Here is a 26,563-nt window from a genome sequence, read left to right on the forward strand (position 1 = left end):
CAGCGCCGGGGCGCCTCAGGCCGACCAGCGCCGGGCCATGCCCTTGCCGGCCTGCTTGCCGGCGTACATCGCCGCATCGGCCTTGCGCAGCAGCTCGGCCGCGTCCGTGCCATCGGCCGGCGCCAGCGCGTAGCCGATGCTCAGGCCCAGCTCGCAGCGGTGCGAGCCGACCTGGAAAGGCTCGCGCACGGTGTCGAGCAGCTTCTGCGCGAGCGACTCGGCCTGTGCCGGGCCCGAGAGGCCACTCGTGAGGATGACGAACTCGTCGCCGCCCAATCGGGCCACCGTGTCCTGCGCGCGTGTGGCCGCCTGCAGGCGGCGCGACAGGAGCAGCAGCAACTGGTCGCCGACCTCGTGGCCGTGCCGGTCGTTCACCGTCTTGAAGCCGTCGAGGTCGAGCAGATAGAGCGCGACGCGGCCTTCGGGCTCGCGCTTCTGCAGCGCCGACTTGATCTGCGACTGCAGCCCGCGCCGGTTGTGCAGGCCGGTGAGCGGGTCGCTGTGCGCGAGGAAGTGGAAGATGTCGCGCTCGCGGCTCGCGTGCTGCGCGGCCGCGTGCATCGCCTGCGTGCTCAGGCTCAGCACGCGCAGGTAGAACAGCATGTCCACCGTGGCGCCGAACTCGAAGGAGTGCAGCGTCCAGAAGTTCACCGGCAGCACACCGTTGATCACGCCGATGAGCGTGGCGGTGGCCAGCGCGTAGATGCCCCAGGCGAGCAGGAAACCCCAGCCCACCGGGTCGCGCTCGCGGGCGCGTGCCATCGCGCCCGGCAGGCCCAGCAGCGCGGGCACCGGGCCCAGCACGCTCACGATGGCGGTGATGGTGCCGGTGCCGATGAGGCCCAGCGCGTAGGCCAGCGCCACCGCGGCCACGGTGACCGCGCCGCCGTGCATCAGGCGGCTGAAGCCGCGGCCGGTGTAGCGCGTGTGCACCAGGGCCGCGCTGCGCCCGCCGACGGGTCGTGTCAGCGCATGCTCGATGAAGAGGAAGGAGCCGCACAAGGCCATCAGCGAGAAGAGGCCGCCGGCGTGCTGCTCCATCCAGATCCAGTCGCGCCAGAGGTACTGCGCGCCGATGCCGAACTGGAACAGTGAGAAGAAGATGCTGCCCGCAGCCAGCAGTGCGTACTTGAGCGAGAGTGTCTCGCGCAGCGTGACGAAGCGGCCCAGGCTGTACACCAGGAGCGCGATGCCGAGACCGGCGAGCGCGCCCTGCAGCGTCTGCTCGGCGAGCGCCCGCTCGTGGAAGGCCTGCAGCGTGTTGAGCGTGATCGGCAGGATCATCGCGCCGCCCGTCTGCACGCGCAGCAGCAGCTCGGCCCGGCTGCCCGGTGGCAGCTCGATCGGCATGGCGTGCGAGCGGCTGGCCAGCGGCCGCTGCGAATGCGGCTGGTGGCTGCCCAGCACCCCCTGCCGCAGCACGCGGCCCTCCGACACGAGGTAGGCGTCGATGCGGTGCAGCGCCGGGTAGTCGATGTCCAGGATCCAGCGTGCCGACGCACGCTCGCTCGACTCGATCGGGATGCGCAGCCACATGGCCTCGTCACGCCGGCCCAGCGTGGCGTGGGGCGACGGCGGCGGCCCGAAGCGATCGCGTTGCGCGAGCACCTGCTCCAGCGTGAGCGTGCGGCTGGGGTCGGCCAGCAGGCTCACGGCCGGCCAGGCGTCGACCGCGCGATGGCCTTCTTCGAGACGCAGCGGGCCGGCGAGGGTGCCCGTGTGCAGCAGCAGCCAGCCGAGGGCCAGCAGGACGAACTGGCGGGCAGCCTGGAAGAGAGAGAGGGGCGGGCGCATTCCCGAGAACTGCAGCGGCGTCGGCAAGAAAGGGAGGCAAGGCACGCGGCGCGCGCCGGCCAGATTGTCCCGCCTGGGTGGCGCTAGAGGTGTCGCCTCAATGGCACGCAAGCGGCAGAAGTGCTCGTTTGCCCGTGGATCGTCGTGCCGGCCCGCCCCGGGCGGGCTCAGCCGAGCTCGTCGATGTTCTTCGGCCAGCTCTTGTGCAGCAGCGTCGAGAGCGCCCGGTCGGCCAGCAGCTTGCCGCCGGTCTGGCAGCGCGCGCAGTAGTTCGTTTCGTTGTCGGCGTAGACGATGCGCTGCACCGGCGTGCCGCACACCGGGCAAGGCTGGTTGTACTTGCCGTGCACGGCCATCTGCGGGTGGAAGGCGGTGACCTTCTCGGTCCAGTCACCGGCTTCTTCATTGAGTCGGGCGATCCATTCCTGCAGCACGGCTTGCGTCGCGTGGAAGAGCCGCTCGATCTGCTCGGGCTGCAACTTCTGCGACAGCTGGATCGGCGAGAGCTGCGCACGGAAGAGGATCTCGTCTGAGTAGGTGTTGCCGATGCCGCTGAAAAGGCGCGGGTCGGTCAGCACGCGTTTCAGCGTGTGGTTCTCGCGCGTGATGCGCTCGCGGAAGTCGGCCAGCGTGGCCGCCATCACGTCGATGCCACCCGGGTCCATCGCCTCGAGCGCGGCGCGGTCGGCCAGCACGTGCAGCGAGGCGCGGCGCTTGCTGCCGGCTTCGGTGAGCACGACGCTGCCGTTGTCGAACTCGAACACCGCGAGCGAGATCTTGCCCGGCGGCTTGCCGCCCGGCAGCAGCCAGCGTAGGCGGCCGGCGATCATCAGGTGGATGACGAGGAAGAGCCCGTTGTCGAGCGCGAGCACCACGCGCTTGCCGAGGCGCTCCACACCCGCGACCTTCCGGCCTTCGGCTTGCGAGAGCGGCGGCAGCGCGGTGCGCAGCAGAAAGGGGTTGAGCAGCTTCACCCGCTGCAGCACGCGGCCCTGCACCTTCTCGGCCAGGCGTTCGAGGTAGACCGTGATGTCGGGCAGCTCGGGCATCGCGGCGTGGCCGGCCTATTTCGGCGGCGGCACCTTCCACAGCTTGCCGCACAGGCCTCGGTACACGTAGGGACCGCTCGGCTGCGTCGGGCTGCTGCCCTGCGGCTCGATCGACACCGCCACCTCGGCCGCCGTCGCGAAGATCTTCTCGGCCGGCTGTGTCAGCGTGACCTGCACGAAGGGACCGGCGGGTGCCGGGCCGACCGGGCGTGGGTTGCCGGCGGCGTCGATCACCCAGAGGTAGAGCGTCTGGCCGGCGGGCGGCGTGATGGGGCTCACCTGCTTGAGGTCGAGCACCGTGCCCTGGCGCCTGCTCGACACGATCAGGCCGGTCTTGCCCTCGGGCGTGGCGAGCACGCCGACGTAGCTCTCGGGCAGCTGCGTGTCCTGCTGCTGGAAGACCACGGGCAGCAGCAGGCCCAGCATCAGGCCGAAGGCGAGCGCGCCGCTGGGCAGGGGTGAGAGCAGGCGCCGCCACCACGGAACCGCAGGGGACTGGCGCGTGGGCGACGACGCAGCCGCCCCCAGGGCACGCTGCTCGATGCGGCCCCACAGCGCCTGGCTCGGTGTGCGCGGCGGCAGGCGCTGGGCCATCGGGTGCAGGCGCACGTCCCACTGCGCGACCTGGCGGGCGATCGTGGGGTGCTCGCGCATCACCGCTTCGAAGCGGCGGCGCGCACGGCCCTGCAGCGTGCCCAAGGCGTAGGCCGCGGCGAGGTGCTCGATGGCGGCGGGTGAGTGGTACCAGTTCATGTCAGTGGCGCCCGGCCGCCCGAATCCAATGACCGCCCCCTTGGGGGGGCAGGAGCGTAGCGACGTGGGGGTTGCTTCATGACAAACCCACCTCGCCCATGCAATCTTTCAGGCGCACCAGGCTGCGCCGCACCCAGGCCTTGATGGTGCCCAGCGGGCGCGACAGGCGCACCGCGAGGTCGGCATGCGTGAGACCTTCGTAGTAGGCCAGCATCACCGCGAGCCGCGGCTCGGCCTCGAGCTGGCCGATGCAGCTGCCCAGGCGGTCGTCGGACTGCGCGGCCATCAGCTGCGCCATCGGCGAGGCGTTTTCATCGGGTACGTCGTGCTGGTGTTCTTCACCATCTTCACCTTGCCATTGCAGCGGCACCTCGGGGCGCGACTTGCGCAGCAGGTCGATCGCGCGGTTGCGCACCATCGCCGTCAGCCAGGCCATCGCGTGGGTGTGCACCGCGGGGTAGCTGGCGGCGCGCGACCACACGGTGACGTAGACGTCCTGCAGCACGTCTTCGGCGGTGGCCTGGTTGCCGAGCACGCGGTAGGCCACGGCAAGCAGGCGGCTGGCGGTGCGGTCGTAGAGCTCGCGCAGGGCCTGCCGGTCTTGCAGTGCGATGCGGCTGAGCAGCTGGTCGAGGGCGGCGGTGTCAGCGGTCATGGCACGTGGCGTTCAGCAGGTCAGCGGCGTGGCTTGGCTGCGCGTGTGAGCACGATCGGTAGGCCGGAGGCTTGGGCGAACTGCTGGCGGATGTCGTCGAAGCTCGCGAGGCGCACATCTTCGAAATCGCCCCAGCGCAACGGCGGCGGCAAATCATTGTAGACCTCGCGTGGTGCGTGAACGCACGCGTGATCGTGTGCAGCCGAGAGGGAAAACCTGGCCTTGCCGGGCAGCGACAGCGACTGCCCCGCCTCGACGCGCGGGTCGGCGCTGAAGCGGTTGGGGAACACGCGGCGGATCGCTTTGGTCGCCGGGTCCTGCGCGTAGCAGTAGAGGTAGCCGGCGCTCGCGGTCGTCACCTGCAGGTCGGCCTGGCCGCTGTTGCGGCGCGGCTGGAGATTAAGTTGCACCGCGGCTGCTTCGCCACCCGTGGCGGTGGTGGCGAGGGGGCCGCTTGGCACCTCGCGCGTGACCAGGCGCTGGAAGAACGCAAGGTCGATCTCGCCCTGCGGCGGCAGGCCGGTGGCGCGGCGGTAGGCCGCCAGCGCTTGGTCGAAGCCGGGGCTTCGGGTGGCATCGAGCGCGCCATCGAAATAACGGCGGTCGCGCATCCGCGTCTTGGCAAGCACGGTGCGTTCGTCCGGGCTCATCGAGAAGAACCAGTCCTCGATCTCGCGCTGCACCTCGGGGTGGTCGTCGGGCGTGCCCAGGCATTGCCAGTAGGGCGCGCGGATCAGCTTGCCCACGAGTTCGATGGCGGCGAGCTCGACCATGTTGCGCGCGGCCTGGGCCGGGCCTTCGGAGCGTGCCGCGGAGAAGGAGAAGACGGACGCCGAGCCGAGGATGCGCGCCTGCCCATCACCGGCGCTCGCATCGCGCTTGGCGATCACGGTGGTGTTCTTCGAGGTCACGCCGTTCACCAGCGTGAAGGAATCGGTGCGCACCACGGCTGCGTCGAAACCGAGCACCGAGAACTTCGCCTCGTTGCCGAAGCGCAGCCCGAAGAGCTGCTGCACGAGGCCGAAGCTCGCGCTGTTGCGCTGCACGTCTTCGTCGAGCTGGCTGATTGTGCCGCGCAGGTTGAACTCGGGGATCACGGCGAAGGGCGTGGTCTTCTGCGCCGTCTGCAAGAGCTGCGCAAGGTTCTGCTGGTCGTTGCCGAAGACCGAGAGCCGAACGGCGCGCGAGCGGCGCGTCATGTCGGAGATGGCCGAGGTCATCATGTCGCGCGTGCTGACCTGCACTTTCTGGGTGGCGTCACGCAGCTCTTCCATCATCAGCGTCACGTCGCGGGTGCCGCTCCTGAACATCAGCTCGTCCATGCAGCGCAGCGCCGGCGTGAAGCTCGTGATGGTGCGCTGGGCACGGTCGGTGGGGTTGGCTTGCTGGCGCACGTCGGCCAGCGTCGACTTGGAGGGCGAGGTGCAGGCGGCCAGCAGGCTGCAGGCGGCGGCGATCAGGGTGAGGCGGCGCATGGTGGGCTCCAGCAAGAGGTGTTTTTCACCGCCCGGCGCGACGGCCGGGCGGGCGGGGCACGCAAGGGCTCAGCGGGCGTTGGGGAAGGAGAAGTCCTTCTTCTCCTTGACCCACAGGTCGGCACCGTTCTTCACCTGCAGGTCCCAGCCGTGCGACTCGGGGTTGCCGCCGAGGCCGGTCAGGCCCTTGGGGATGGTGTAGTTGCCCTTGGTGCGGCCGATGGGGGAGTCGAGGAAGCAGGCGTCCTTGTTGCCGTCGACGTCGCGGCTGATCTTCCACAGCGCATCGCAGTCGGCGCTGCGCTCTTCGCGCTTCTCGCACTGGATGCCGCGGCCGCCGGCGATGCTGTCGGTCTCGAAGCCGCTCGGGCAGACCACGCCGCGCGACACGTCGTGCCCGACCTGGCGCTCCAGCGGGAAGCGCTCGGGCCACTCGAAGCTCACCTTGATGGCGACGAAGGTGTCGGGCCCGGTCGGGTTGACGACGCGCGAGAAGGCCGAGGCGGGCGGGTCGATGCCGACCACCGGCGGGCGCATCACCGAGGGCACCTTGGCGCCGGTGACGGCGGCCAGGCACTGGTCGGAGCCGGTCGGGTCCATCGTGATGTTGCCGTTGAGGCTCACGCCCTTGGCGCTGAAGGCGAGCGGCGAGCAGATCGACTCGAGCACCTTGCGCTCCTCCTTGCGACAGACGAGCACGTTGCCGTTGCGCTGGGCCTGGGTGCCGCTCGGGCAGGCCACGCCTTCGCTGGGGTTGGCGGCTTGCGAGGGGAGGGACAGGAAGACGGTGGCCACGGCAGCGGCGGTCTTCACGAGGATGAAAGAAGAAGTGCGGTTCATGGTGACAGTCCTTGAAGGTTGGTTGCGGTCCTCAGGGGCCGTCGTGGCCACCTGCACCTTCAAGACGGGTCGGGCTGTGGCCTGGATGCAGGCCCCCCATGAACAGGGGTCCGAGCCCCTGCGAGGCAGGGCCCAGAGCCGCGCGTCGATAATCACGGGTTTTCACGAGGCGGCGCAGGTTTCAGCAGCGCCGCAACCCCATGTCAGACCTCAGTCCTCAGGTGCGCCGCCGCCGCACCTTCGCCATCATTTCCCACCCCGACGCGGGCAAGACCACGCTCACCGAGAAGCTGCTGCTGTTCTCGGGCGCGATCCAGATCGCGGGCAGCGTGAAGGCGCGCAAGGCCACGCGCCACGCCACGTCGGACTGGATGGAGATCGAAAAGCAGCGCGGCATCTCGGTCGCCTCCAGCGTGATGCAGATGGAGTACCGCGACTGCGTCATCAACCTGCTCGACACCCCGGGCCACCAGGACTTCTCGGAAGACACCTACCGTGTGCTGACCGCGGTCGACGCCGCGCTGATGGTGATCGACGCCGCCAACGGCGTGGAGCCGCAGACCCGCCGCCTGCTGCAGGTCTGCCGCGCGCGCAACACGCCCATCCTGACTTTCGTCAACAAGATGGACCGCGAGGTGCAGGAGCCGCTCACGCTGATGGACGAGATCGAGCGCGAGCTCGGCATGAGCGTCGTGCCCTTCACCTGGCCGGTGGGCATGGGCAAGCAGTTCCACGGCGTGATGGACCTGCGCGAGAAGCAGATGCGCGTCTTCAGCCCCGGCGAAGACCGCAAGGGCGCCGACGACGAGATCCTCCCCGGCCTCGACAACCCGGCCTATGCCGAGCGCTTCGGCCTGCAGTATGAAAACGCGCGTGGCGAGATCGAGCTGGTGCAGGAAGCGGCACCCTCGTTCGACGAGGCGCAGTTCCTCGCCGGCCACCAGACGCCGATGTTCTTTGGCTCGGCGGTCAACAACTTCGGCGTGCGCGAGGTGCTCGACGCGCTGGTCGACCTGGCGCCGCCCCCGAGCGAGCGTGCGGCCATCCAGCGCGTGGTGCAGCCCGACGAAAAGAAGTTCACCGGCGTGGTCTTCAAGATCCAGGCCAACATGGACCCGGCGCACCGCGACCGCATCGCCTTCGTGCGTGTGGCCTCGGGCCGCTTCGAGCGCGGCATGAACCTCAAGGTGGTGCGCTCGGGCAAGACCCTGAGGCCCAACACCGTCGTCACCTTCATGAGCCAGAAGCGCGAGCTGCTCGACGAGGCGTTTGCCGGCGACATCATCGGCATCCCCAACCACGGCGTGCTGCAACTCGGCGACACCATCACCGAAGGCGAGACCTTGCAGTACACCGGCCTGCCCTTCTTCGCGCCGGAAATGTTCCGCAGCGTCGAAGTGGCCGACCCGCTCAAGACCAAGCAGCTGCGTGCGGGCTTGACCCAGCTGGGTGAAGAGGGCGCGATCCAGGTCTTCCGCCCGGTGGCGGGCAGCGTGCTGCTGCTCGGGGCGGTGGGCCAGCTGCAGTTCGAGGTCGTCGCGCACCGTCTGGAGCACGAGTACGGCGTGAAGGCGCGCGTGATGCCGGCCCGCTACAACGTGGCGCGCTGGGTGACGTGTGACGAAGCCGATGGCGGCGAGAAGGAGCTCAAGCGATTCATCGACGCCAACGACCACCGCGTGGCGCTCGATGCGGTCGACGCCGCCTGCGTGCTGCTCGAATACGCCGGCGAGCTGCGGGCGATGCAGGAGAACTGGCCGAAGATCAAGTTCCACGCGCTGCGCGAACACGCCGGCCTGGTGTTTCAAAAACAGCTCGACGGTTGACGCCGCACTGCCGGCATCTCGCGCCGCCAATCCACCGTTTCGTCGCATGGGCTTGAGCACGGCGGGCGGGCGCGGCACAGTCGGGGCCTCGCCAACGACTCCAGCCCGCCACCATGCTCGCCAGCTCGTTCATCGCCTTCCTGCACTTCGTCTTCGCGTTCGGCATCGTCGCCACGCTGTTCTTCGAGTGGTTCACCTTCAGCCGCACGCCCACCTTGCGGGAGGCGAAGCTGCTGGCCGCGGCCGACCGCTGGTACGGCGCGTTTGCCGGCGGCCTGCTCGTCGTCGGCGCCTTGCGTGTCATCTATTTCGAGAAGGGCTGGGACTTCTACAAGGCCATGCCCTTCTTCCACCTGAAGCTCACGCTCTTCATCGTGATCGGCCTGCTGTCGATCTACCCGACGATCACCTTCGCCCGCTGGAAGTCGACGCTGAACGCCGGGCAGGCGCCGCAGATCCCCGAGGCGCAGTACCAGCGTGTCTCGCGCCTGCTGAACCTGCAGATGCTGTTGCTGGTGGTGCTGGCGCTGAGCGCGTCGCTGATGGCCAAGGGAGTGCGTTTCTGATGCGCGCCATCGCCGGGTTCATCGCCGCCCTGGCGCTGTGCGCCAGCACGCAGGCCGCGCCGCGTTGCCTCAGCGAGTGCACGCCGCGCATCGGCATCGTCTCGGCCTTCGGCGCCGAGGCCGACCTGCTGATCGCGCAGACGCAGAAGAAGCGGGTCTGGACGCTGGCCGGCAAGCGCTACACCACCGGCGTGCTGCGCGGCCAGCGGGTGGTGATCGTGCTGAGCGGCGTCAGCATGGTCAATTCGGCGATGGTCACCCAGCAGATGCTCGACCATTTCCGCATCGAGCGCCTCATCATGAGCGGCATCGCCGGTGGCCTGAACCCGGCTCAGCACGTCGGTGATGTGACCATCCCCGAGCGTTGGGCGATGCCGATGGAGGTCTACTGGAACGGCGACACGCAGGTGCCGGCACCGTGCGGCAAGACCGGCGATGTGAGCTGCCTCGGCTTGAAGCTCGCCACGGGCCCGGACGGCCAGCCGCTGCCGCCCTACGCACCGGGCCTCTTCATGCGCGAGACCCACGTGCTCAACGCGGCGAATGCGCCCACGGGCGAGTTCCGCTTCGACTACCCGGTCGATGCCGAGATGTTCGCGGTGGCGCGCACGCTCACCCCCAAACTCGAACGCTGCGGCCCGAAAGCACGCCTGCCCTCTGGTGAGCTCGACGCCAAGCAATGCGTGCGCGAACAACCGCAGCTGCGCGTCGGCGGCCTCGGTGTCTCGGCCACCGTGTTCCTCGCCAACGCGCAGTACCGCCAGTACCTCTTCGAGACGCTGAAGGCCGACACCTTCGAGATGGAAACCGCCGCGCTCGCCCATGTGGCCCATGCCAACGGCGTGCCCTACATCGCCTTCCGCAGCATCAGCGACCTGGCCGGCGCCACAGAGTTCAACGCCGACGTCGGTGCGCTCTTCATGAGCGGCCTTGCAGAAGCGAACGAGGCAGCGGTGACGCTGGCATTCCTTGACGCGTGGAGGCTGCGCAAGAGGCCCCGGCCCTAGACTTCGCGCATGACGACGACCGCGCCCGCTCCCTCCCGCCTCGCGCTCTACCTCGACCTCATCCGCTGGAACCGCCCGGCCGGCACCTACCTGCTGCTGTGGCCCACGCTCTCGGCGTTGTGGATCGCGGCCCAGGGCTTCCCGGGCTGGCACCTGCTGGTCGTCTTCGTGCTCGGTACCTTCCTGATGCGCAGTGCGGGGTGTGCGGTCAATGACGTGGCCGACCGCGATTTCGACAAGCATGTGAAGCGCACCGCGCAGCGCCCGGTGACGAGTGGTGCGCTGAGCGTCAAGGCCGCGCTGGTCTTCGGCGCCGCGCTCGCGTTGATCGCCTTCGGCCTCGTGCTCACCACCAACACGCCGACCATCGCGTGGAGTTTCGCGGCGCTCGCGGTCAGCATCTTCTATCCCTTCACCAAGCGCTTCTTCTCGATGCCGCAGGCGGTGCTGGGCGTGGCCTTCAGCTTCGGCATCCCGATGGCGTTTTCGGCGGTGCAGGGCACCGTGCCGGCCGTGGCGTGGTGGCTGCTGGTGGGCAACCTCTTCTGGGTGCTGGCCTACGACACCGAGTACGCGATGGTCGACCGCGACGACGACCTGAAGATCGGCATCCGCACCTCGGCGATCACGCTGGGCCGTTTCGACGTGGTGGGCGTGATGCTCTTCTATGCGGCGTTCATCGCGATCTGGGCGGCCATCGGCGTGGCGCTCGGCATGGGCCTGTTCTATTTCGCGGGTCTTGGGGTCGCGGCCGGCATCGCGGCGTGGCACTACACGCTGATCCGCACGCGCACCCGCGAAGGCTGCTTCAAGGCCTTCCGCCTCAACCACTGGCTGGGCTTCGTGGTCTTCGTCGGCGTATTGGTCGACTTCGCCGTGCGCTAGTTCGCATCTGCAGCGTGCTGCCCTGTGCGCTCGCTGGCAGGGCGGACGAAAATTGCGGCATGTCTGACCTGTCCGCTGCCCGGCGTTCCGGCCACACCGGCCGTTCGTACTGGCAGGCGCTGGTGCAGGCCGTCGTGGCCGCGTCGCTGGTGCACGTCGCGTTCTGCGCCCTGTTCTTCGCGTTGTCGGCGCCGCTGATGGGCTGGGCCAACGTCGGCAGCATCGTGCTGTACGGCGCCGCCTATGCGCTGCTGCGCAAGCGCTACAACCGCCCGGCGCTTGCATTGATCTGGGTCGAGCTGCTGACGCACGCGCTCGTGGCCACGCGCGTGCTCGGTTGGGAAAGCGGCTTCCACTACTACGTGCTGCTCATGATGCCGATGGTGTTCATGAGCCCGGTGCGCGGCGAGCACACCAAGGTCGTGCTGGGTCTCTTGCTCGCGGTCTTCTACCTCGGGCTGGATTGGATGTCGCACCACCGCGCGCCGCTGGCCGTGCTGACCCCGGGCGCGCTCGATGGCGTGCGTGCCTTCAACATCGTCGCCACGCTGGTGCTGCTTGCGCACCTGGCCAACTACTACCTGCGCGCGGTGATGCGCGCCGAGATGCGCCTGCACGACCTCGCGACGACCGACCCGCTGACGGGCCTGGCCAACCGCCGCCGTGCGCTCGACGTGGCCGGCCTGCACCTCGCGCGGCGCCGCAGCGATGGGGCGCCGATGAGCGTGATCCTCGGCGATGTGGACCATTTCAAGTCGGTCAACGACTGGCATGGCCACGAGGTGGGCGACCAGGTGCTGATCGCGGTCGCGAAGGCGATGCAGTCCGCCACGCGAGACGGCGACACGGTGTGCCGGTGGGGCGGCGAGGAATTCCTGATCGTGCTGCCCGACACCGACGCCGCCGAGGCGCTTCGGGTCGCCGAGCGGGTGCGCCATGCCGTGCAGCACACCCACCTCGCGCAGGCCGATCAGGCCCTGAGCGTCACCATCACGCTGGGCGTGAGCACGCTGCAGGCGCTGGAGCCGCTGTCGGCGGGCATTGCCCGCGCCGATGCAGCGATGTACCGCGGCAAGATCGCCGGCCGCAACCGCTGCGAGGGCGATGCGCCTCCCGCGCCTTCGTTGCCGCGGCGCGAGCCGGCGCTCGCGCACTGATCGGCCTGGTGCCGATCACCGGGATCAGGGGTACAGGCCGCGCTCCTCGCGTGCCCACAGGATGCGCTCGCACGCGACCGCGAAGGTGGCGGTGCGCAGGGTGATCTTGTGGCGGTCGGCGGTGTCCCAGATGTGGCGCAGCGCGTCGACCATGATCTTGTCGAGCCGCAGGTTGATCTCGTCTTCGCTCCAGAAGAAGCTGGAGAAGTCCTGCACCCACTCGAAGTAGCTCACCGTCACGCCGCCGGCGTTGCAGATCACGTCGGGCACGACGAGGATGCCGCGGTCGCGCAGCGCGTCGTCGGCATCGGGCAGGGTGGGGCCGTTGGCGCCTTCGAGCACGAGCCTGGCCTTGAGGCGGTTGGCGCGGTCCACGTTGATCTGGCCTTCGAGGGCGGCGGGGATCATGATGTCGCAGTCGACGTCCCAGAAGCGCTCGTTGTCGACACGTTCGGCGGCGGCGTACTGGCCGATGCCGCCGTCGCGCTTGAGCACCGCCATCGCCTCGGCCATGTCGAAGCCCTTGGGGTTCACCAGCGTGCCGGTGTGGTCCTGGATGGCGACGACGGTGGCGCCGGCGCCGACGAAGAGCTCGGCGGCCGAGCTGCCCACGTTGCCGAAGCCCTGCACCGCCACGCGTGCGCCGTCGAGCTTCAGGCCGATGCGCCGCGCGGCTTCACGGCCGGTGACGAAGACACCGCGGCCGGTCGCCTTCACGCGGCCCAGCGAGCCGCCCAGGTGGATGGGCTTGCCGGTGACGACGCCGGTCGCGGTGGCGCCGACGTTCATCGAATACGTGTCCATCATCCAGGCCATGATCTGGCCGTTGGTGTTGACGTCAGGCGCGGGGATGTCGCGCTGCGGGCCGATGATGATGCCGATCTCGCTGGTGTAGCGGCGGGTGAGCTTTTCCAGTTCCTTCGTCGAGAGCAGCTTCGGGTCGACGCGGATGCCGCCCTTGGCACCGCCGTACGGCAGGTTCACCGCGGCGTTCTTCACCGTCATCCAGGCCGAGAGGGCCATCACCTCCTCGAGCGTGACGTCGGGGTGGTAGCGCACACCGCCCTTGCCGGGGCCGCGCGAGAGGTTGTGCTGCACGCGGAAGCCCTCGAAGTGGCGCACGCTGCCATCGTCCATCTCGATCGGCACGTCGACGATGAGGGCGCGCTTGGGGTGCTTCAGCGTCTCGGCCCACTTGGCCAGGCGGCCGAGGTAGGGCACGACGCGGTCGACTTGCGAGAGGTAGGTGTGCCACGGGCTGTTGGCGTGTGGCGTGACGTAAGAGAGGTAGCTCATGGCGATCTCCGGGCCTTCTGTGGTCTTGGTGGAGAAGACTGTAGGCCCGCCGTCAGCGCTTGTGGACCCCTCGGCCATGCCACCTTTGCATGACCGCGGGCATATCCCGGGCTCAGCGGCCGAATTCGTCGCCCAGCTCGGCGGCGCGGCGCTGCGCGGCCTTCAGCGCCTTCACGATCGCGGGCTTCACGCCGCTGCCTTCCATCGAGGTGAGCGCGGCGTAGGTGGTGCCGCCCTTGGACGTGACGCGCTCGCGCAGCACGGCGGGTGTTTCGGGCGAGGCGAGCGCGAGCGCACTTGCGCCCTGGAAAGTGGCCAGTGCCAGCGTCTTGCCTTGCTCTTCGGTGAGGCCCATCTCCACCGCCGCTTCCATCATCGCTTCGACGAAATAGAAGACGTAGGCCGGGCCCGAGCCCGACATCGCGGTGACCGCATCGAGGTCGTGCTCGGCGTTCACCCACAGCGTGCGGCCGGTGGACGCGAGCATGCGCTCGACCTCCTTGCGCTCCCGCGCCGTGACGGCGGGGCGTGCGTAGAGGCCGGTGATGCCCTGGCCGATCAGCGCCGGCGTGTTGGGCATGGAGCGCACGATGCGCTCGGTGCCGAGCGCCTTCGCCATGTCGTCGCTGCGGATGCCGGCCATCACGCTGAACTGCAAGGCCTTGCCGATGTGCGGCAGGTTGGCCTCGGCTGCGGCCTTGAAGCTTTGCGGCTTGATCGCCCACACCACGGTGTCGGCGCGTTGCAGCACCGAGCCCGGCGCTTCGAGCGTGATCACCTGCAGCTCGCGCTGCAGGCGCGATCGCTGGTCCGCGTTGGGCTCGAGCACCAGGATGTCGCCGGGCGCGCGCCCGCTCTTGAGCAGGCCGCCGATGATGGCGCTGGCCATGTTGCCGCCGCCGATGAATGCAATCGTGGTCATGTGGTGTTCTTCAGGCTTGGGCCCAGCGCCGCAGTTCACGCTCGGTGGCCTGCAGGGCGGGGCGGGTGAGGGAATAGAAGGATAGTCGTCCGGGCGAGGGCCAGCGCTGCGAGGCCGACAGGGCCACGAGGTCGGGCGGCACCGCCGACTGGTTGAGGCAGCCGATGCCCCAGCCGGCGCGCAGCGCGGCCATCGCCCCGTGGGCGCCGGTGCAGCTCAAGCGCAGGTGATGGGCGCGGCCGGCGCGCGCCAGGGCGTCGAGCGCCAGGCGGCGCACCGGGCACTCGGGGCCGAGCAGCACCAAGGGGGCCGGGCCGCTGGTGGGCACGGCATAGCGTTCGGCGTGCACCCAGGCCAAGGGTTCGCGCCGGATGAGCCTGGCGCCGGGCAAGGGCTCGTCGCTGGTGACGACGGCCAGGTCCATCGTGCCGGCCTGCCAGAGCTGCTGCAGCGAGGCGGAGCTGGCCCACAGCAGCTCGAAGCGCACGCCCGGGGTGCTGTCGTGCAGCAGGGCCAGCAACTCGCCCAGGCGCGCCGGCATGAAGTATTCGCTGATGCCGATGCGGCGCACTTCTTCTTCGGCCGCCGGCTGCACCGCGGCGCGCGCATCGGCCTGCCAGTCGAGCAGGCGGCGGGCATGCGGCAGGAAACGTTCGCCCTCGGCCGTGAGCGCGAGCGAGCGGGTGCTGCGCTCGGCCAGGCGCACGCCGAGCGAGGCTTCGAGCTGCTGCAGGTGGGTGCTGACGGCCGACTGGGTGCGGTGCACCTGCTGCGCGGCGCGGGTGACCGACTGGGTGTCGGCCACCGCCACGAAGCTGCGCAGCCAGAGCGGGTCGAGGTCGTTCATCTGCATTTCTGATGAATGTCAAAAAATCAAACTGCTTCTCAGATGAATGCTCGGTGCCTAGAGTGAAGCTGTCAAGTTCAACGAAGGAGCAACACATGCCCTACCTGCACATCCAGATCTCCGGCCCGCAAGACGACGCGCTGGCCCAGCGTGTGGCCGAGACCGGCACCGAGCTCACCGCAACGCTTCTCGGCAAGAACCGCGAGCACACCGCGGTGGTGGTCGAGTTCATCGCACCCGCGCACTGGTTCATCGCCGGGCGGCCGCTGGCCGGCGCGCCCCGGCGCAGCTACCACTGGATGGTGAGCATTACCGACGAGACCAACACCAAGCGCGAGAAGGCCGACTACCTGGCCGCCGTGCACCGGGCGATGGACGAGCTGCTGGGCGGTGCGGCTGAACATTCGTACACCCACGTGGCGGACCTGCGCGGCAGTGCCTATGGCTTTGCGGGCCGCACGCAGGAGCACCGCTACCAGCACGGCTGAACCCTGCTCGCGTCTCGGCACGCCGCCTGCCGCACCATGCGGCATCACATTGCCGGAGACGCCCATGCACCTGGAAGGCTCATGCCACTGCGGCGCCGTGCGCTTCAGCCTGGAGTCGCACAGCCCGCAACCGTATCTGCACTGCCACTGCTCGATCTGCCGCAAGACGGCGGGCGGTGGCGGGTATGCGATCAACCTCGGCGGAGATGCGGCGACGCTGCGCGTGTCCGGACAGGAGAGTGTCTCGATCTATCACGCGGTGATGCGCGAGCCCGGCAAGCGGGCGACACGATCGAAGGCGGGGCGGCATTTCTGCAAGCACTGCGGCAGCGCCTTGTGGCTGTGGGACCCGCGCTGGCCGGAGCTCGTGCATCCGCATGCGTCGGCGATCGACACGCCCCTGCCCAAACCCAAGGAAGTGGTCGAAGCGGCGCTGCAGTGGGTTGCGCCATGGGTCGATGTGCCCAAGGGGCGCGGCCACGTGCATTGCGAGACGTGGCCGAGCGAGTCTCTTCAGGAGTGGCATCGGCGCCATGGCGTCGAAAGCGCCTAGTTGCGCAGCCCGGCCAGCAGCGCGGCATTGCCGCCCGCCGCTGCCGTGTTGATCGTCAGCGTGCGCTCGGCGCAGAAGCGGTAGAGGTAGTGCGGCCCACCCGCCTTCGGGCCGGTGCCCGACAGGCCTTCGCCGCCGAAGGGCTGCACGCCAACCACCGCGCCGATCATGTTGCGGTTGACGTAGACGTTGCCGATGCGGGCCGCCTCGGCGAGCTGGTGCGCGCGGCCGTCGATGCGCGTCTGCAGGCCGAGCGTGAGGCCGTAGCCGAGCGCGTTGACTTCGGCGATCACCGTTTCAGGTGCGCCGCTCCAGCGCACCACGTGGAGCACCGGGCCGAAGATCTCCTTTTTCACGTCGGCGATGTGCTGTAGCTCGAACGCGATGGGGGCGACGAGGCGCGGCAGCGTGCTGTGCAGCGGCGTCTCGCCGATGAGCGTGGCTTCGGTGCGCAGGCGGGCGATGTGGCCTTGCAGGTTCTCGAAGGCCTCGTCGTCGATGACGGGGCCGACGTCGGTCTCGAGCCGGCCCGGGTCGCCGAGCGTCAGCTCGGCCATCGCACCGCGCAGCATCTCGATCACGGTGTCGGCCACGCTCTCGTGCACGCACAGCAGGCGCAGCGCCGAGCAGCGCTGGCCAGCGGAGCGGAATGCACTTTGCACCACCGCATCGACCACCTGCTCGGGCAGTGCGGTGCTGTCGACCACCATCGCGTTGATGCCGCCGGTCTCGGCGATCAGTGGCACGATGGGGCCGTCTTTTGCGGCGAGGGCGCGGTTGATGGCCTTGGCGACGGCGGTCGAGCCGGTGAAGCAGACGCCGGCCGTGCGATCGTCGGCCACGAGGCCGGCGCCGATGGTCTCGCCGAGGCCGTGCAGCAGCGCGAGCGCATCACGCGGCACACCCGCCTCGTGCAGCAGCGCGACCATGCGTAGCGCGACCGCCGGTGTCTGTTCCGCCGGTTTGGCGGCCACGCTGTTGCCGGCGACGAGTGCGGCCACCACCTGGCCGGTGAAGATCGCGAGCGGGAAATTCCATGGGCTGATGCAGACAAAGACCCCGCGACCATGCAACGAGAGCTCGTTGCTCTCGCCGGTCGGGCCGGGCAGGGATTGCGATGCGAGTCGCTCTTCCGCCTGCTCGGCGTAGTAGCGGCAGAAGTCCACCGCTTCGCGCACTTCGGCAATCGCATCGCCCAGCGTCTTGTGCGCCTCGCGCACCAGCAGGCCGCAGAACTCGTGCAGGCGCGCATCGAGCATGTCGGCGGCGCGCCGCAGGATGTTGGCGCGGGCCGAGAGGGGCGTGCGTGTCCACGCGTGCTGGCCTTGCTGCAGCCGGGCCATCGTCGGCGCGATGTCGGCCACGCTGGCGAGCGCGATCGGCTGCGGCCGCGCCGCGGCGATGGCGGCTTCGAAGCTCGCGCGTTCGACGCGGTTGGTCGGGTCGGCGCCTGTCGAGTTGGCGCGCCGCGGGCCGTAGAGATCGATCGGCCATGGCAGCCCGGGGTGGGCCGAGGGCACAAGCGGCGAGGCGAGCAGCTCCTCGGGGTGCACCTCGTCGTCGGCCAGCTGGTGCACGAAGGACGAGTTGGCGCCGTTCTCGAGCAACCGGCGCACCAGGTAGGCCAGCAGGTCGCGGTGCTCGCCGACCGGCGCGTACACGCGCACGGCGATCAGCGGGTCTTTCATCACCTCGCGGTAGATCCCTTCGCCCATGCCGTGCAGGCGCTGCATCTCGAACGGTGCGTTGGCCTTGCGCGCCAGCTGCAGGACGGCGGCGATGGTGCCGGCGTTATGCGTGGCGAATTGCGGGTAGACCACGTCGGCGTGCGACAGCAGGGCCTGCGCGCAGGCGAGGTAGGAGATGTCGGTGTGGTGCTTGTGCGTGAAGACCGGGTAGCCGGGCAGGCCGAGCTCCTGCGCGCGCTTCACTTCCCCGTCCCAGTAAGCACCCTTCACCAGACGCACCATGAAATAGAGGCCGTGCCGGCGCGCGATGCGGGCGACTTCGTTGACGGTGTCGAGCGCACGCGTCTGGTAGGCCTGCACCGCGAGGCCGAACCCGCGCCACTGCGGGTGGGTGCTGGCGATGCGGGCGGCGAGTGCGTCCAGCACGTCGAGCGAGAGCTCGAGACGTTCGCTTTCTTCGGCGTCGATGGTGAGGTTGAGATTGGCCTGTGCGGCACGCTCGACGAGTTGCCACACACGCGGCAGCAGCTCGGCGAAGACACGCTCGCGCTGCAGCTCTTCATAACGCGAGAACAGGGCCGAAAGCTTGATGGAGATGCCGTCGGCGGTGGTGGGATCGCCGGTCGCACGCTTGGCGGCGATGGCCTCCAGGGCGTTCAGGTAGGCCGCGAGATAGCGTTGCGCGTCGGCTTCGGTGCGCGCGCCTTCGCCCAGCATGTCGTAGCTGAAGCGCAGGCCGGGCTGGTGTTCGCGGGCCTGGTTGGCTTCGTTCATCGCTTCGCGGATGGAGCGGCCGAGCACGAACTGGCGCCCGAGCAACTGGATGGCGCGCACGGTCGCGGCGACCACGGTCTGCGCACCAAGGCGCTTGAGGAGGCCGTTGTCACCGGGGCTGTCGGGCAGGAATTTCTTCGACAGGCTGATGGCGCTGGCGGACAAGGTGGCCAGCATCTTGTGGGGCCCTTCGGCCTGCGAATCGAAGGCCGCACGCCCGAGTTGGTCGGCCGTCAGGGCGATCGCCGTCTCGGTGTCGGGCACCCGCAGCAGCGCTTCGGCCAGGCGCATCAGCGCCAAGCCCTCGGCGCTCGAGATGGGGTACTCGCGCAGCAGCGACTCCATGGCCCAGAACGGGGCGGGTTTGTCGCGCACCGCCTGCACCCACGGGCGGGCGGTGCTGACGACACGCGGCCAGTCGAGCGTGGTGGCGAGCGGGGGCAAAAGGCCCGACAGCAGCTCGGCCTCACGCCGGCAAGGCGCGGGTAGGCGGGGGTGCAGGCTGGGCGGCGGTGGAAAGTCAGACGGCATGGTGGCGACGGCGGGATGAGAATGTCGCCAAGATATCCAGCTTGGGGCCGGATATTTCTCCAAACGAGCTGCGATGGACCGGAGAAAATCCGGTCGATTCAGCGCCGCCCGAAGATCGCCGTGCCGACCCTCACCATCGTCGACCCCTCGGCGATGGCCGCTTCGAGGTCGGCGCTCATGCCCATCGAGAGCGTGTCGAGCGAAAGGCCCTCCTGCTGCAGGCGCTGAAAGAGCTGGCGCAGCTGGCGGTGCGGCGCGGCCTGCTGCGCCGGGTCGTCGCTCGGTTCGGGAATCGACATCAAGCCGCGCAGGCGCACGCCGGGCAGTGCCGCCACTGCATGGGCGAGCGCCGGCAAGTCGTCGGGTGCGACGCCACTCTTGCTCGCCTCGCCGCTCACGTTGACCTGCAGGCACACGTTCAGCGGCGGCAGGTCAGCCGGGCGTTGTTCGCTCAGGCGCTCGGCGATCTTCAAGCGGTCGACGCTGTGCACCCAATCGAAATGCGTCGCGACCACGCGCGTCTTGTTGCTTTGCAAGGGGCCGATCAGGTGCCACTCGATCTGCGCGCGCAGGTCGGCCAGCACCTCGATCTTCTCGATCGCTTCCTGCACGTAGTTCTCGCCGAAGCGGCGCTCGCCTGCGGCGGCCGCCTCGCGCACTGCGTCGACGCTGAAAGTTTTGCTTACGGTTAGCAGCGTGACACTTTGCACGGGGCGTTGCGCAGCCGCACAGGCCCTCGCGATGCGCTCGTGCACTTGTTGTATGTTCGCTGCAATCGTCGCCATAATCCCGCGAGCCTATCGCAGAGGCGCGGCCCCACGATCCGTGCGGGTCCCAACTCCCCAAGTCGACAACACATGGACATCACCCAACTGCTGGCGTTCTCGGTCAAGAACAAAGCGTCCGACTTGCACCTCTCTGCCGGCCTGCCTCCGATGATCCGTGTGCACGGCGACGTGCGCCGCATCAACGTCGACCCGCTCGAGCACAAGCAGGTGCACGAGATGGTCTACGACATCATGAACGACTCGCAGCGCAAGGCGTACGAAGAAACGCTGGAGTGCGACTTCTCGTTCGAGATCCAGGGTCTCGCACGTTTCCGCGTCAACGCCTTCAACCAGAACCGCGGCGCCGGCGCCGTGTTCCGGACGATTCCCTCGAAGATCCTGACGCTCGAGCAGCTCAACACGCCCAAGGTGTTCGCCGAGCTCGCGCTCAAGCCGCGCGGCCTGGTGCTCGTGACGGGGCCCACGGGCTCGGGCAAGTCGACCACGCTCGCCGCGATGGTCAACCACCTGAATGAAAACGAGTACGGCCACGTGCTGACGGTCGAAGACCCGATTGAGTTCGTGCACGAGTCGAAGAAGTGCCTGGTCAACCAGCGCGAGGTCGGCCCGCACACCCTGAGCTTCTCGAACGCGCTGCGTTCCGCGCTGCGCGAAGACCCGGACGCCATCCTGGTGGGCGAAATGCGCGACCTGGAAACCATCCGCCTCGCGTTGACCGCGGCCGAAACCGGCCACCTGGTGTTCGGCACGCTGCACACCAGTTCGGCGGCCAAGACGATCGACCGCGTGGTCGACGTGTTCCCCGCGGCCGAAAAGGAAATGGTGCGCGCGATGCTGTCGGAATCGCTCGTCGCCGTGATCTCGCAGACCCTGTGCAAGCTGAAGGACGGCAGCGGCCGGGTCGCCGCGCACGAGATCATGCTGGGCACCGCCGCCATCCGAAACCTCATCCGCGAGAACAAGATCGCGCAGATGTACTCGTCGATCCAGACCGGCAACACGGTGGGCATGCAGACGCTGGACCAGAACCTGTCCGACCTCGTCCGCCGCAACATCATTGCGCCGGCCGAAGCGCGCAACAAGGCGAAGTTCCCCGAAAACTTCCCCGGCTGATCGGCTGCGGCCCCTGTCTTCACCCGCGAGCGAGCCTTGAAGAAACTTCTGGATCGACTCAAGCGAGGCAACGGCGCGGCTTCGGGGCGCATGTCCGACGAAGGCCCGGCCACCGACGACGGCTATTTCTCGACCCAGTTCAATGACCGTGGCGACGACGTGCAACTCGCCACATGGGCCGAGCGCGCCAAGCAGGTCGGCGCGCAGCCGCTGGAGCGCAAGCAGGCCGAGCCGCTCTTCGCCAAGCTGTGGGGGGCGGATCGTTACGTGGCCGCGTTGAGCCAGGACGAGCTCCTGCGCATGAGCCAGTACCTCCAGTTCGTCACCGTGCCGGTGAACCAGGAAGTGATCGGCCAGGACGAGCAGGGCGACTACATGCTCATCGTGCTCGAAGGCACTCTCGCGGTCGACCGTGTGCAACCCTGGGGCGGGCGTGCCCGCTTGGCAGAGGCCCGCGCGGGTGACATGCTCGGCGAGATGTCATTGCTCGACGCCGGCACCCGTTTTTCGGCCTGCACCACGCTCACGCCGTGCACGCTGGCGGTGGTCGACGCGCAGCGTCTGGATGAGATGATCATGTTCGAGCCGCGGCTCGGCCTGGCCTTGCTGGCCTCGCTGTCGCGGCGCCTGTCGTTGAGGTTGCGGCAGGTGAGTGCGCGCCTGAGTGCTCTGTTGTCGAGCAACTGACCGCCTAGCAGTAAGAGAGGAAGAGACACCATGGAAAGAGACCAGGCATCGAAATTCGTCAACGACCTGCTGCGGCTGATGATCTCCCGCAACGGCTCCGACCTCTTCCTCACGGCTGACTTCCCGCCGGCGATCAAGGTCGACGGCAAGATCACCAAGGTCTCGCCGCAGCCGCTGACGAGCCAGCACACGCTGGCCCTCGCCCGCTCGGTGATGAACGACAAGCAGGCCGCCGAGTTCGAGAAGACGAAGGAGTGCAACTTCGCGATCTCGCCGCAGGGCATCGGGCGTTTCCGCGTCAACGCCTTCGTGCAGCAGGGCCATGTGGGCCTGGTGCTGCGGACGATTCCGCAGACGCTGCCCACCATCGACAGCCTCAACCTGCCGCAGGTGCTGAAAGACGTGACCATGACCAAGCGCGGCCTGGTCATCTTCGTGGGCGCCACCGGCTCGGGCAAGAGCACCTCGCTCGCGGCGATGATCGACTACCGCAACGAGAACTCCTACGGCCACATCATCACCATCGAAGACCCGGTGGAATTCGTGCACCCGCACAAGAACTGCATCGTGACGCAGCGCGAGGTGGGCCTGGACACCGACGACTGGTTCTCTGCGCTCAAGAACACGCTGCGCCAGGCGCCGGACGTGATCCTGATGGGCGAGATCCGCGACCGCGAAACGATGGAGCACGCGGTGGCCTTCGCCGAAACCGGCCACCTGTGCATGGCCACGCTGCACGCCAACAGCGCCAACCAGGCGCTCGACCGCATCATCAACTTCTTCCCCGAAGAGCGCCGTGCCCAGCTGCTGATGGACTTGTCGCTCAACCTGAAGGGCCTGATCTCCCAGCGCCTGCTGCCCCGCCAGGAAGGGCGTGGCCGCATCGCGGCGGTCGAGATCCTGCTCAACACGCCGCTGATCAGCGACCTGATCTTCAAGGGCGAGGTGACCGAGATCAAGGAGATCATGAAGAAGAGCCGCGAGCTCGGCATGCAGACCTTCGACCAGGCGCTCTTCGACCTCTACGAGAACCACCTCGTCACCTACGAAGACGCGCTGCGCAACGCCGACTCGGTGAACGACCTGCGCCTGCAGATCAAGCTCAACAGCAACCGGGCTCGCACGCAGGACCTGTCGGCAGGAACCGAACACCTGACGATTGTTTGATTGGCCCCCCAGTCGCTTCGCTCCTGCCCCCAAGGGGCGCCACCCCAGGGGCCCAGCAAAGCCGGTTCCCGGGGCGTTGCTTGATCTAAGCGTCGCTTCGCTTGCTTAAGGGCACGACATGAACACGAAGACCTACGACCCTGTTCCACCCCGGAAGGTGGCCTTCCTTGGCCTCGGCGTGATGGGCTATCCGATGGCCGGGCACCTGAAGCGGGCCGGTCATGACGTGGTGGTCTACAACCGCACCGCGGCGAAAGCGGCGCAGTGGGTGGGCGAGTACGGCGGGGCGAGCGACTCGACGCCCGAAGCGGCGGCCCAGGGCGCCGACATTGTGTTCGCCTGCGTCGGCAACGACGACGACCTGCGGGCGGTGACGGTCGGCGAACGTGGTGCCTTCGACGGCATGAAAGAGGGCGCGATCTTCGTCGACCACACGACGGCGTCGGCCGAGGTGGCGCGCGAGCTGAGCGCCGAGGCCAGGTCACGCGGCCTGCAGTTCATCGACGCGCCGGTGTCGGGCGGCAACCTGGGCGCCATCAACGGCGCGCTCACGGTGATGTGCGGCGGTGACGCGCAAGCCTTCGCCACCATCCAGCCGGTCGCGATGGCCTTCTCGAAGGCGGTGACGCTGCTCGGCGAGAGCGGCTCGGGTCAGCTCGCCAAGATGGTCAACCAGATCTGCATCGCGGGCCTGGTGCAAGGCCTGGCCGAGGCGATTGCCTTCGGCCAGAAGGCCGGCCTCGACATGAAGGCCGTGCTTGGCGTGATCGGCAAGGGCGCCGCCCAGAGCTGGCAGATGGACAACCGCGGCCCGACCATGATCGACGGCAAGTTCGACTTCGGCTTCGCCGTCGACTGGATGCGCAAGGACCTGGGGCTGGTGCTGGAAGAAGCCAAGCGCAATGGCGCAAGGCTTCCGGTCACGGCCCTGGTCGATCAGTTCTACGCCGACATCCAAGCCCAAGGCGGTCAGCGCTGGGACACCTCGAGCCTCATCAAGCGCTTGACTTGATCAAGCAACGCCCCGGGGAACCGGCTTTGCCGGGCCCCTGGGGCGGCGCCCCCTGGGGGGCTCTACTTCGCCGCGGCGGATTTCGGGACCGCCTTGGGATCGATCTCGGCCAGCTCGGCGTCCGACACGATCTCGAGCACCTTCACCACCTTCTGCACGCCGCTGATGCTGCGGGTGAGGTCGGAGGCGCGCTCGGCTTCACGCTCGGTGACGCGGCCCATCAGGTAGACGATGCCGCGTTCGGTGAACACCTTGAACGCGTTGGAGCTGATGTCGCCCGCATCGACCAGTGTGGCCTTGACCTTGGTGGTGATGAGCGCGTCGTTCGAGCGCTGGCTCAGCGAGCTGGCCGTCATCACCGCGAGCTCATTCACCACCGACTTCACGTTGTCGATGCGCGAGAGCGCCTGCTCGAGGTTGGCACGGTCGGCGTCGCTGGGCACTTCGCCCGTCAGCAGCAGCAGGCGGTTGTAGCTCGTCGCATTCACGTGGCCGCGGTCGCCGAGGATGTCGCGGATGCGGCTGTTGGCTCGGAACTCGATGGCCTGGTCGTCGAGCTGCGTGCCCGAGCTGCGGCGGTCGGTGACGAGCAAGGAGCCGCCGACGACGGCGCCGCCGACGAGCAGCGCGGCACAGCCGGACAACGCTGTGGTGGCGGCCAGCAGGCTGACGACGAAAGCGGTGCGGATGGGTTTCGCACGGGAGGGCTGGCGGGTCATGTGTTTTCCTGTTCTCCGAGCAATTGCAGGTCTACCGCATCGCACAGGCAATGCAGCGCGAGGATGTGCACTTCCTGGATGCGCGCGGTGCGTTCGTGCGGCACGCAGATGTGGACATCGGTTTCGGTCAGCAAGTCATTGAGCTTGCCGCCGCCGCGGCCGGTCAGCGCGACCACCGTCATCTCTTTCGCATGCGCCGCCTCCACCGCGGCCAGCACGTTGGCCGAGTTGCCGCTGGTGGTGATGGCGATCAGCACGTCGCCGGGCGCACCCAGCGCCTGCACCTGCTTGGAAAAGATGTCGGTGAAGCTGTAGTCGTTGCCCACCGCAGTGAGGATGGAGCTGTCGGTCGTGAGCGCGATGGCGGCGAGGCCGGGGCGTTCGCGCTCGAAGCGGCCGATGAATTCAGCGGCGAAATGCTGGGCGTCGCTCGCCGAGCCGCCGTTGCCGCAGGCCAGCACCTTGCCGCCGGCAGTGATGCAGCCGACCACCGCGTTGACGGCGTCGGCAATCGGGCGCGACAGGATCTCCGCCGCCGCGTACTTGAGGTCGGCACTGTCGAAGAATTGCTGTTGGATGCGTTGTTCCAGCATGGGCACGGATGATATGACACGGGTTTTGCACACCCGGTTCCAAATGGTGTGCGCCCACTGCCGTCACTGGGCGAAGAACGCGCCGCGCAACCACTCGAGCGCATCGCCATCGATGGCGACCACGTCGAAGCGGCAGGGCGGCGGTGTGGCACGCCGGTGCAGGTAGTGCTGCGCGGCGTAGATGACGCTGCGCTGCTTCCCATGCGTGACGCTCGCGGCCGCGCCGCCGTGGCTGCGGCTTTTCCGTGCGCGCACCTCGACGAACACGAGCGTGCCGTCCTGGTCGAGCATGATGAGGTCGACCTCGCCGCCGCGCGCCCGCGGGCCGGCGGCCACTCGATAATTGCGCTGCACGAGCTTGAGCCCCTGGCGAAGCAGGTGCTGCAGGGCGCGCGCCTCGGCGCTGTCGCCCACTCCCTTTGTGGTTTTCTCCTTTCTGGTCTTCTGAACCGTGACCATCGCTCCCTCTCTGATGCTGCAGGCGGCCCAGGCCGCGGCTGGCACGCAGCAGTATCCCGCAGGGGCGCTGTACGTCGTGGCCACGCCCATTGGCAACCTCGCCGACCTGAGCCTGCGGGCCATCCACGTGCTGTCGCTTGTCGATGCCGTGGCCTGCGAAGACACGCGGCACAGCGCGGCCTTGTTGCGCCACCTGGGCATCGACAAGCCGCTGCTCGCCGTGCACGAGCACAACGAGCGCGAAGCCGCCGGCGAGGTGCTGGCGCGATTGGCGCGTGGCGAGCGGGTCGCCTACGTCAGCGACGCCGGCACGCCGGCCGTGAGCGACCCTGGCGCAGTGCTCGTGGCCGCCGTCACGGCGGCCGGCCGGCGTTGCCTGCCGCTGCCGGGCGCGAGTGCGGCGCTGGCTGCCGTGTGTGTCGCGGGTGACGTGGTGGGGCAGGGCTTTGTCTTCGTCGGCTTCCTGCCGGCCAAGGGCGGCGAGCGCACGCAGGCGCTGTCGTCGGTGGCGGGGCGGGCCGAGACGCAGGTGCTGTTCGAGGCGCCCCATCGCATCGAGGCCTTGCTGCGCGGGCTGGCGGAGCACTGCCCGCAGCGCCGCGTCACGGTGTGCCGAGAGCTCACCAAGCAGTTCGAGGCCGTCGACACGCGGCTCGCCGCCGAGTTGCCGGCCTGGCTGGCCGAAGACGCCAACCGCTCACGCGGCGAGTTCGTGTTGGTGCTGCATGCGCTCGCGCCGAGCGACGAACCCAGCGGTGCCGATGCACATGACAAGGCGTTGACGGTGCTGATGGCCGAGCTGCCGCTCAAGCAGGCCGTGGCCCTGGCGGCCGAGCTGACCGGCGCGCCGCGCAACGCGCTCTATGCGCGCGCGCTGGCGCTGAAAGCGCAGGCGGGCGACTGAAGGCCCGCCGCGCCG

The 26,563-nt window shown here is 68.6% G+C and carries 26 protein-coding genes; 12 read left to right on the forward strand and 14 right to left on the reverse strand.

The window, feature by feature from the left end:
* Positions 1-15: 15 nt before the first annotated feature.
* The 6 genes from JI745_RS16385 to JI745_RS16410 form a co-directional block, all read right to left on the reverse strand.
* The gene (locus JI745_RS16385) at positions 16-1,794 is read right to left on the reverse strand and encodes a diguanylate cyclase (RefSeq protein WP_201809165.1); all 1,779 of its coding nucleotides are present in this window, start codon (positions 1,792-1,794) and stop codon (positions 16-18) included.
* A 167-nt stretch (positions 1,795-1,961) separates the two neighbouring features.
* Positions 1,962-2,843, reverse strand: coding sequence for an Fpg/Nei family DNA glycosylase (locus JI745_RS16390; protein ID WP_201809167.1), 882 nt, complete (start codon positions 2,841-2,843; stop codon positions 1,962-1,964).
* 15 nt (positions 2,844-2,858) lie between these two features.
* Positions 2,859-3,596 carry an anti-sigma factor domain-containing protein gene (locus JI745_RS16395; protein ID WP_201809169.1) on the reverse strand — a complete coding sequence of 246 codons (738 nt, stop codon included), beginning with the start codon at positions 3,594-3,596 and terminating at the stop codon, positions 2,859-2,861.
* A 76-nt stretch (positions 3,597-3,672) separates the two neighbouring features.
* Positions 3,673-4,251: a sigma-70 family RNA polymerase sigma factor gene (locus tag JI745_RS16400; protein WP_201809171.1), complete on the reverse strand. Its 579-nt coding sequence runs from the start codon at positions 4,249-4,251 to the stop codon at positions 3,673-3,675.
* 20 nt (positions 4,252-4,271) lie between these two features.
* Entirely contained in the window at positions 4,272-5,726 is a 1,455-nt protein-coding gene (locus JI745_RS16405) for a DUF4384 domain-containing protein (RefSeq protein WP_201809173.1), read from the reverse strand.
* A gap of 69 nt (positions 5,727-5,795) precedes the next feature.
* Positions 5,796-6,566 (reverse strand): hypothetical protein, encoded by a 771-nt coding sequence (locus JI745_RS16410; RefSeq protein WP_201809175.1) that lies wholly within the window; start codon positions 6,564-6,566, stop codon positions 5,796-5,798.
* 200 nt (positions 6,567-6,766) lie between these two features.
* Between JI745_RS16410 and JI745_RS16415 the strand changes: the two genes are divergently transcribed.
* From JI745_RS16415 to JI745_RS16435, 5 genes are all read left to right on the forward strand, one after another.
* Complete coding sequence (locus JI745_RS16415; RefSeq protein WP_201809177.1) at positions 6,767-8,392, forward strand: peptide chain release factor 3; 1,626 nt, start codon at positions 6,767-6,769, stop codon at positions 8,390-8,392.
* Between the two features lie 113 nt (positions 8,393-8,505).
* Positions 8,506-8,958: a DUF2214 family protein gene (locus JI745_RS16420; protein WP_201809179.1), complete on the forward strand. Its 453-nt coding sequence runs from the start codon at positions 8,506-8,508 to the stop codon at positions 8,956-8,958.
* Positions 8,958-9,965, forward strand: a complete 1,008-nt coding sequence (locus tag JI745_RS16425; protein ID WP_201809182.1) for a 5'-methylthioadenosine/S-adenosylhomocysteine nucleosidase — start codon at positions 8,958-8,960, stop codon at positions 9,963-9,965. The genes JI745_RS16420 and JI745_RS16425 overlap by 1 nt, the downstream gene beginning before the upstream one ends.
* Before the next feature lie 9 nt (positions 9,966-9,974).
* Entirely contained in the window at positions 9,975-10,850 is an 876-nt protein-coding gene (ubiA, locus tag JI745_RS16430) for a 4-hydroxybenzoate octaprenyltransferase (protein WP_201809185.1), read from the forward strand.
* 59 nt (positions 10,851-10,909) lie between these two features.
* The gene (locus JI745_RS16435) at positions 10,910-12,007 is read left to right on the forward strand and encodes a GGDEF domain-containing protein (RefSeq protein ID WP_201809186.1); all 1,098 of its coding nucleotides are present in this window, start codon (positions 10,910-10,912) and stop codon (positions 12,005-12,007) included.
* A 24-nt stretch (positions 12,008-12,031) separates the two neighbouring features.
* Here the strand turns inward: JI745_RS16435 and JI745_RS16440 are convergent, their stop codons facing one another.
* The 3 genes from JI745_RS16440 to JI745_RS16450 all read right to left on the reverse strand — a co-directional run bounded on the left by JI745_RS16440 (position 12,032) and on the right by JI745_RS16450 (position 15,072).
* On the reverse strand, positions 12,032-13,303 hold the full coding sequence (locus tag JI745_RS16440) for a Glu/Leu/Phe/Val dehydrogenase (RefSeq protein WP_201809187.1): 1,272 nt from the start codon (positions 13,301-13,303) through the stop codon (positions 12,032-12,034).
* Between the two features lie 112 nt (positions 13,304-13,415).
* The gene (gene proC, locus JI745_RS16445) at positions 13,416-14,225 is read right to left on the reverse strand and encodes a pyrroline-5-carboxylate reductase (protein WP_201809188.1); all 810 of its coding nucleotides are present in this window, start codon (positions 14,223-14,225) and stop codon (positions 13,416-13,418) included.
* Between the two features lie 10 nt (positions 14,226-14,235).
* Positions 14,236-15,072: a LysR family transcriptional regulator gene (locus JI745_RS16450; RefSeq protein ID WP_201809189.1), complete on the reverse strand. Its 837-nt coding sequence runs from the start codon at positions 15,070-15,072 to the stop codon at positions 14,236-14,238.
* A 95-nt stretch (positions 15,073-15,167) separates the two neighbouring features.
* Between JI745_RS16450 and JI745_RS16455 the strand changes: the two genes are divergently transcribed.
* Positions 15,168-15,560 (forward strand): 4-oxalocrotonate tautomerase family protein, encoded by a 393-nt coding sequence (locus JI745_RS16455; RefSeq protein ID WP_201809195.1) that lies wholly within the window; start codon positions 15,168-15,170, stop codon positions 15,558-15,560.
* Between the two features lie 64 nt (positions 15,561-15,624).
* Positions 15,625-16,113, forward strand: a complete 489-nt coding sequence (locus JI745_RS16460) for a GFA family protein (RefSeq protein WP_201809197.1) — start codon at positions 15,625-15,627, stop codon at positions 16,111-16,113.
* On the opposite strand, the gene JI745_RS16465 is transcribed toward JI745_RS16460, so the two are convergent.
* Both JI745_RS16465 and JI745_RS16470 read right to left on the reverse strand, forming a co-directional pair.
* On the reverse strand, positions 16,110-19,106 hold the full coding sequence (locus JI745_RS16465) for an L-glutamate gamma-semialdehyde dehydrogenase (RefSeq protein ID WP_201809199.1): 2,997 nt from the start codon (positions 19,104-19,106) through the stop codon (positions 16,110-16,112). The two genes, JI745_RS16460 and JI745_RS16465, sit on opposite strands and share 4 nt — an antisense overlap.
* A 98-nt stretch (positions 19,107-19,204) precedes the next feature.
* Positions 19,205-19,891 (reverse strand): YggS family pyridoxal phosphate-dependent enzyme, encoded by a 687-nt coding sequence (locus JI745_RS16470; protein ID WP_201809206.1) that lies wholly within the window; start codon positions 19,889-19,891, stop codon positions 19,205-19,207.
* A 72-nt stretch (positions 19,892-19,963) separates the two neighbouring features.
* On the opposite strand from JI745_RS16470, the gene JI745_RS16475 reads away from it, so the two are divergent.
* The 4 genes from JI745_RS16475 (at position 19,964) to JI745_RS16490 (ending at position 23,873) form a co-directional block, all read left to right on the forward strand.
* Complete coding sequence (locus JI745_RS16475; protein ID WP_201809207.1) at positions 19,964-21,007, forward strand: type IV pilus twitching motility protein PilT; 1,044 nt, start codon at positions 19,964-19,966, stop codon at positions 21,005-21,007.
* A gap of 36 nt (positions 21,008-21,043) precedes the next feature.
* Complete coding sequence (locus JI745_RS16480; RefSeq protein ID WP_236675018.1) at positions 21,044-21,694, forward strand: cyclic nucleotide-binding domain-containing protein; 651 nt, start codon at positions 21,044-21,046, stop codon at positions 21,692-21,694.
* A gap of 30 nt (positions 21,695-21,724) precedes the next feature.
* On the forward strand, positions 21,725-22,861 hold the full coding sequence (locus JI745_RS16485; RefSeq protein WP_201809208.1) for a PilT/PilU family type 4a pilus ATPase: 1,137 nt from the start codon (positions 21,725-21,727) through the stop codon (positions 22,859-22,861).
* Between the two features lie 118 nt (positions 22,862-22,979).
* Positions 22,980-23,873 carry an NAD(P)-dependent oxidoreductase gene (locus JI745_RS16490; RefSeq protein WP_201809209.1) on the forward strand — a complete coding sequence of 298 codons (894 nt, stop codon included), beginning with the start codon at positions 22,980-22,982 and terminating at the stop codon, positions 23,871-23,873.
* A gap of 62 nt (positions 23,874-23,935) precedes the next feature.
* On the opposite strand, the gene JI745_RS16495 is transcribed toward JI745_RS16490, so the two are convergent.
* From JI745_RS16495 to JI745_RS16505, 3 genes are all read right to left on the reverse strand, one after another.
* Positions 23,936-24,592 carry a BON domain-containing protein gene (locus JI745_RS16495; RefSeq protein ID WP_201809210.1) on the reverse strand — a complete coding sequence of 219 codons (657 nt, stop codon included), beginning with the start codon at positions 24,590-24,592 and terminating at the stop codon, positions 23,936-23,938.
* Positions 24,589-25,185, reverse strand: a complete 597-nt coding sequence (locus tag JI745_RS16500; RefSeq protein WP_201809211.1) for a phosphoheptose isomerase — start codon at positions 25,183-25,185, stop codon at positions 24,589-24,591. The genes JI745_RS16495 and JI745_RS16500 overlap by 4 nt, the downstream gene beginning before the upstream one ends.
* A gap of 63 nt (positions 25,186-25,248) precedes the next feature.
* A complete protein-coding gene (locus JI745_RS16505; protein ID WP_201809212.1) occupies positions 25,249-25,644 on the reverse strand; it encodes a YraN family protein in 396 nt (131 codons plus the stop codon).
* A gap of 13 nt (positions 25,645-25,657) precedes the next feature.
* On the opposite strand from JI745_RS16505, the gene rsmI reads away from it, so the two are divergent.
* The gene (gene rsmI, locus JI745_RS16510; RefSeq protein WP_201812598.1) at positions 25,658-26,548 is read left to right on the forward strand and encodes a 16S rRNA (cytidine(1402)-2'-O)-methyltransferase; all 891 of its coding nucleotides are present in this window, start codon (positions 25,658-25,660) and stop codon (positions 26,546-26,548) included.
* The last annotated feature ends 15 nt before the right edge of the window (positions 26,549-26,563 follow it).

Origin of the sequence: Piscinibacter sp. HJYY11 (genome assembly GCF_016735515.1) — a bacterium.
Classification (GTDB): Bacteria; Pseudomonadota; Gammaproteobacteria; order Burkholderiales; family Burkholderiaceae_C; genus Rhizobacter.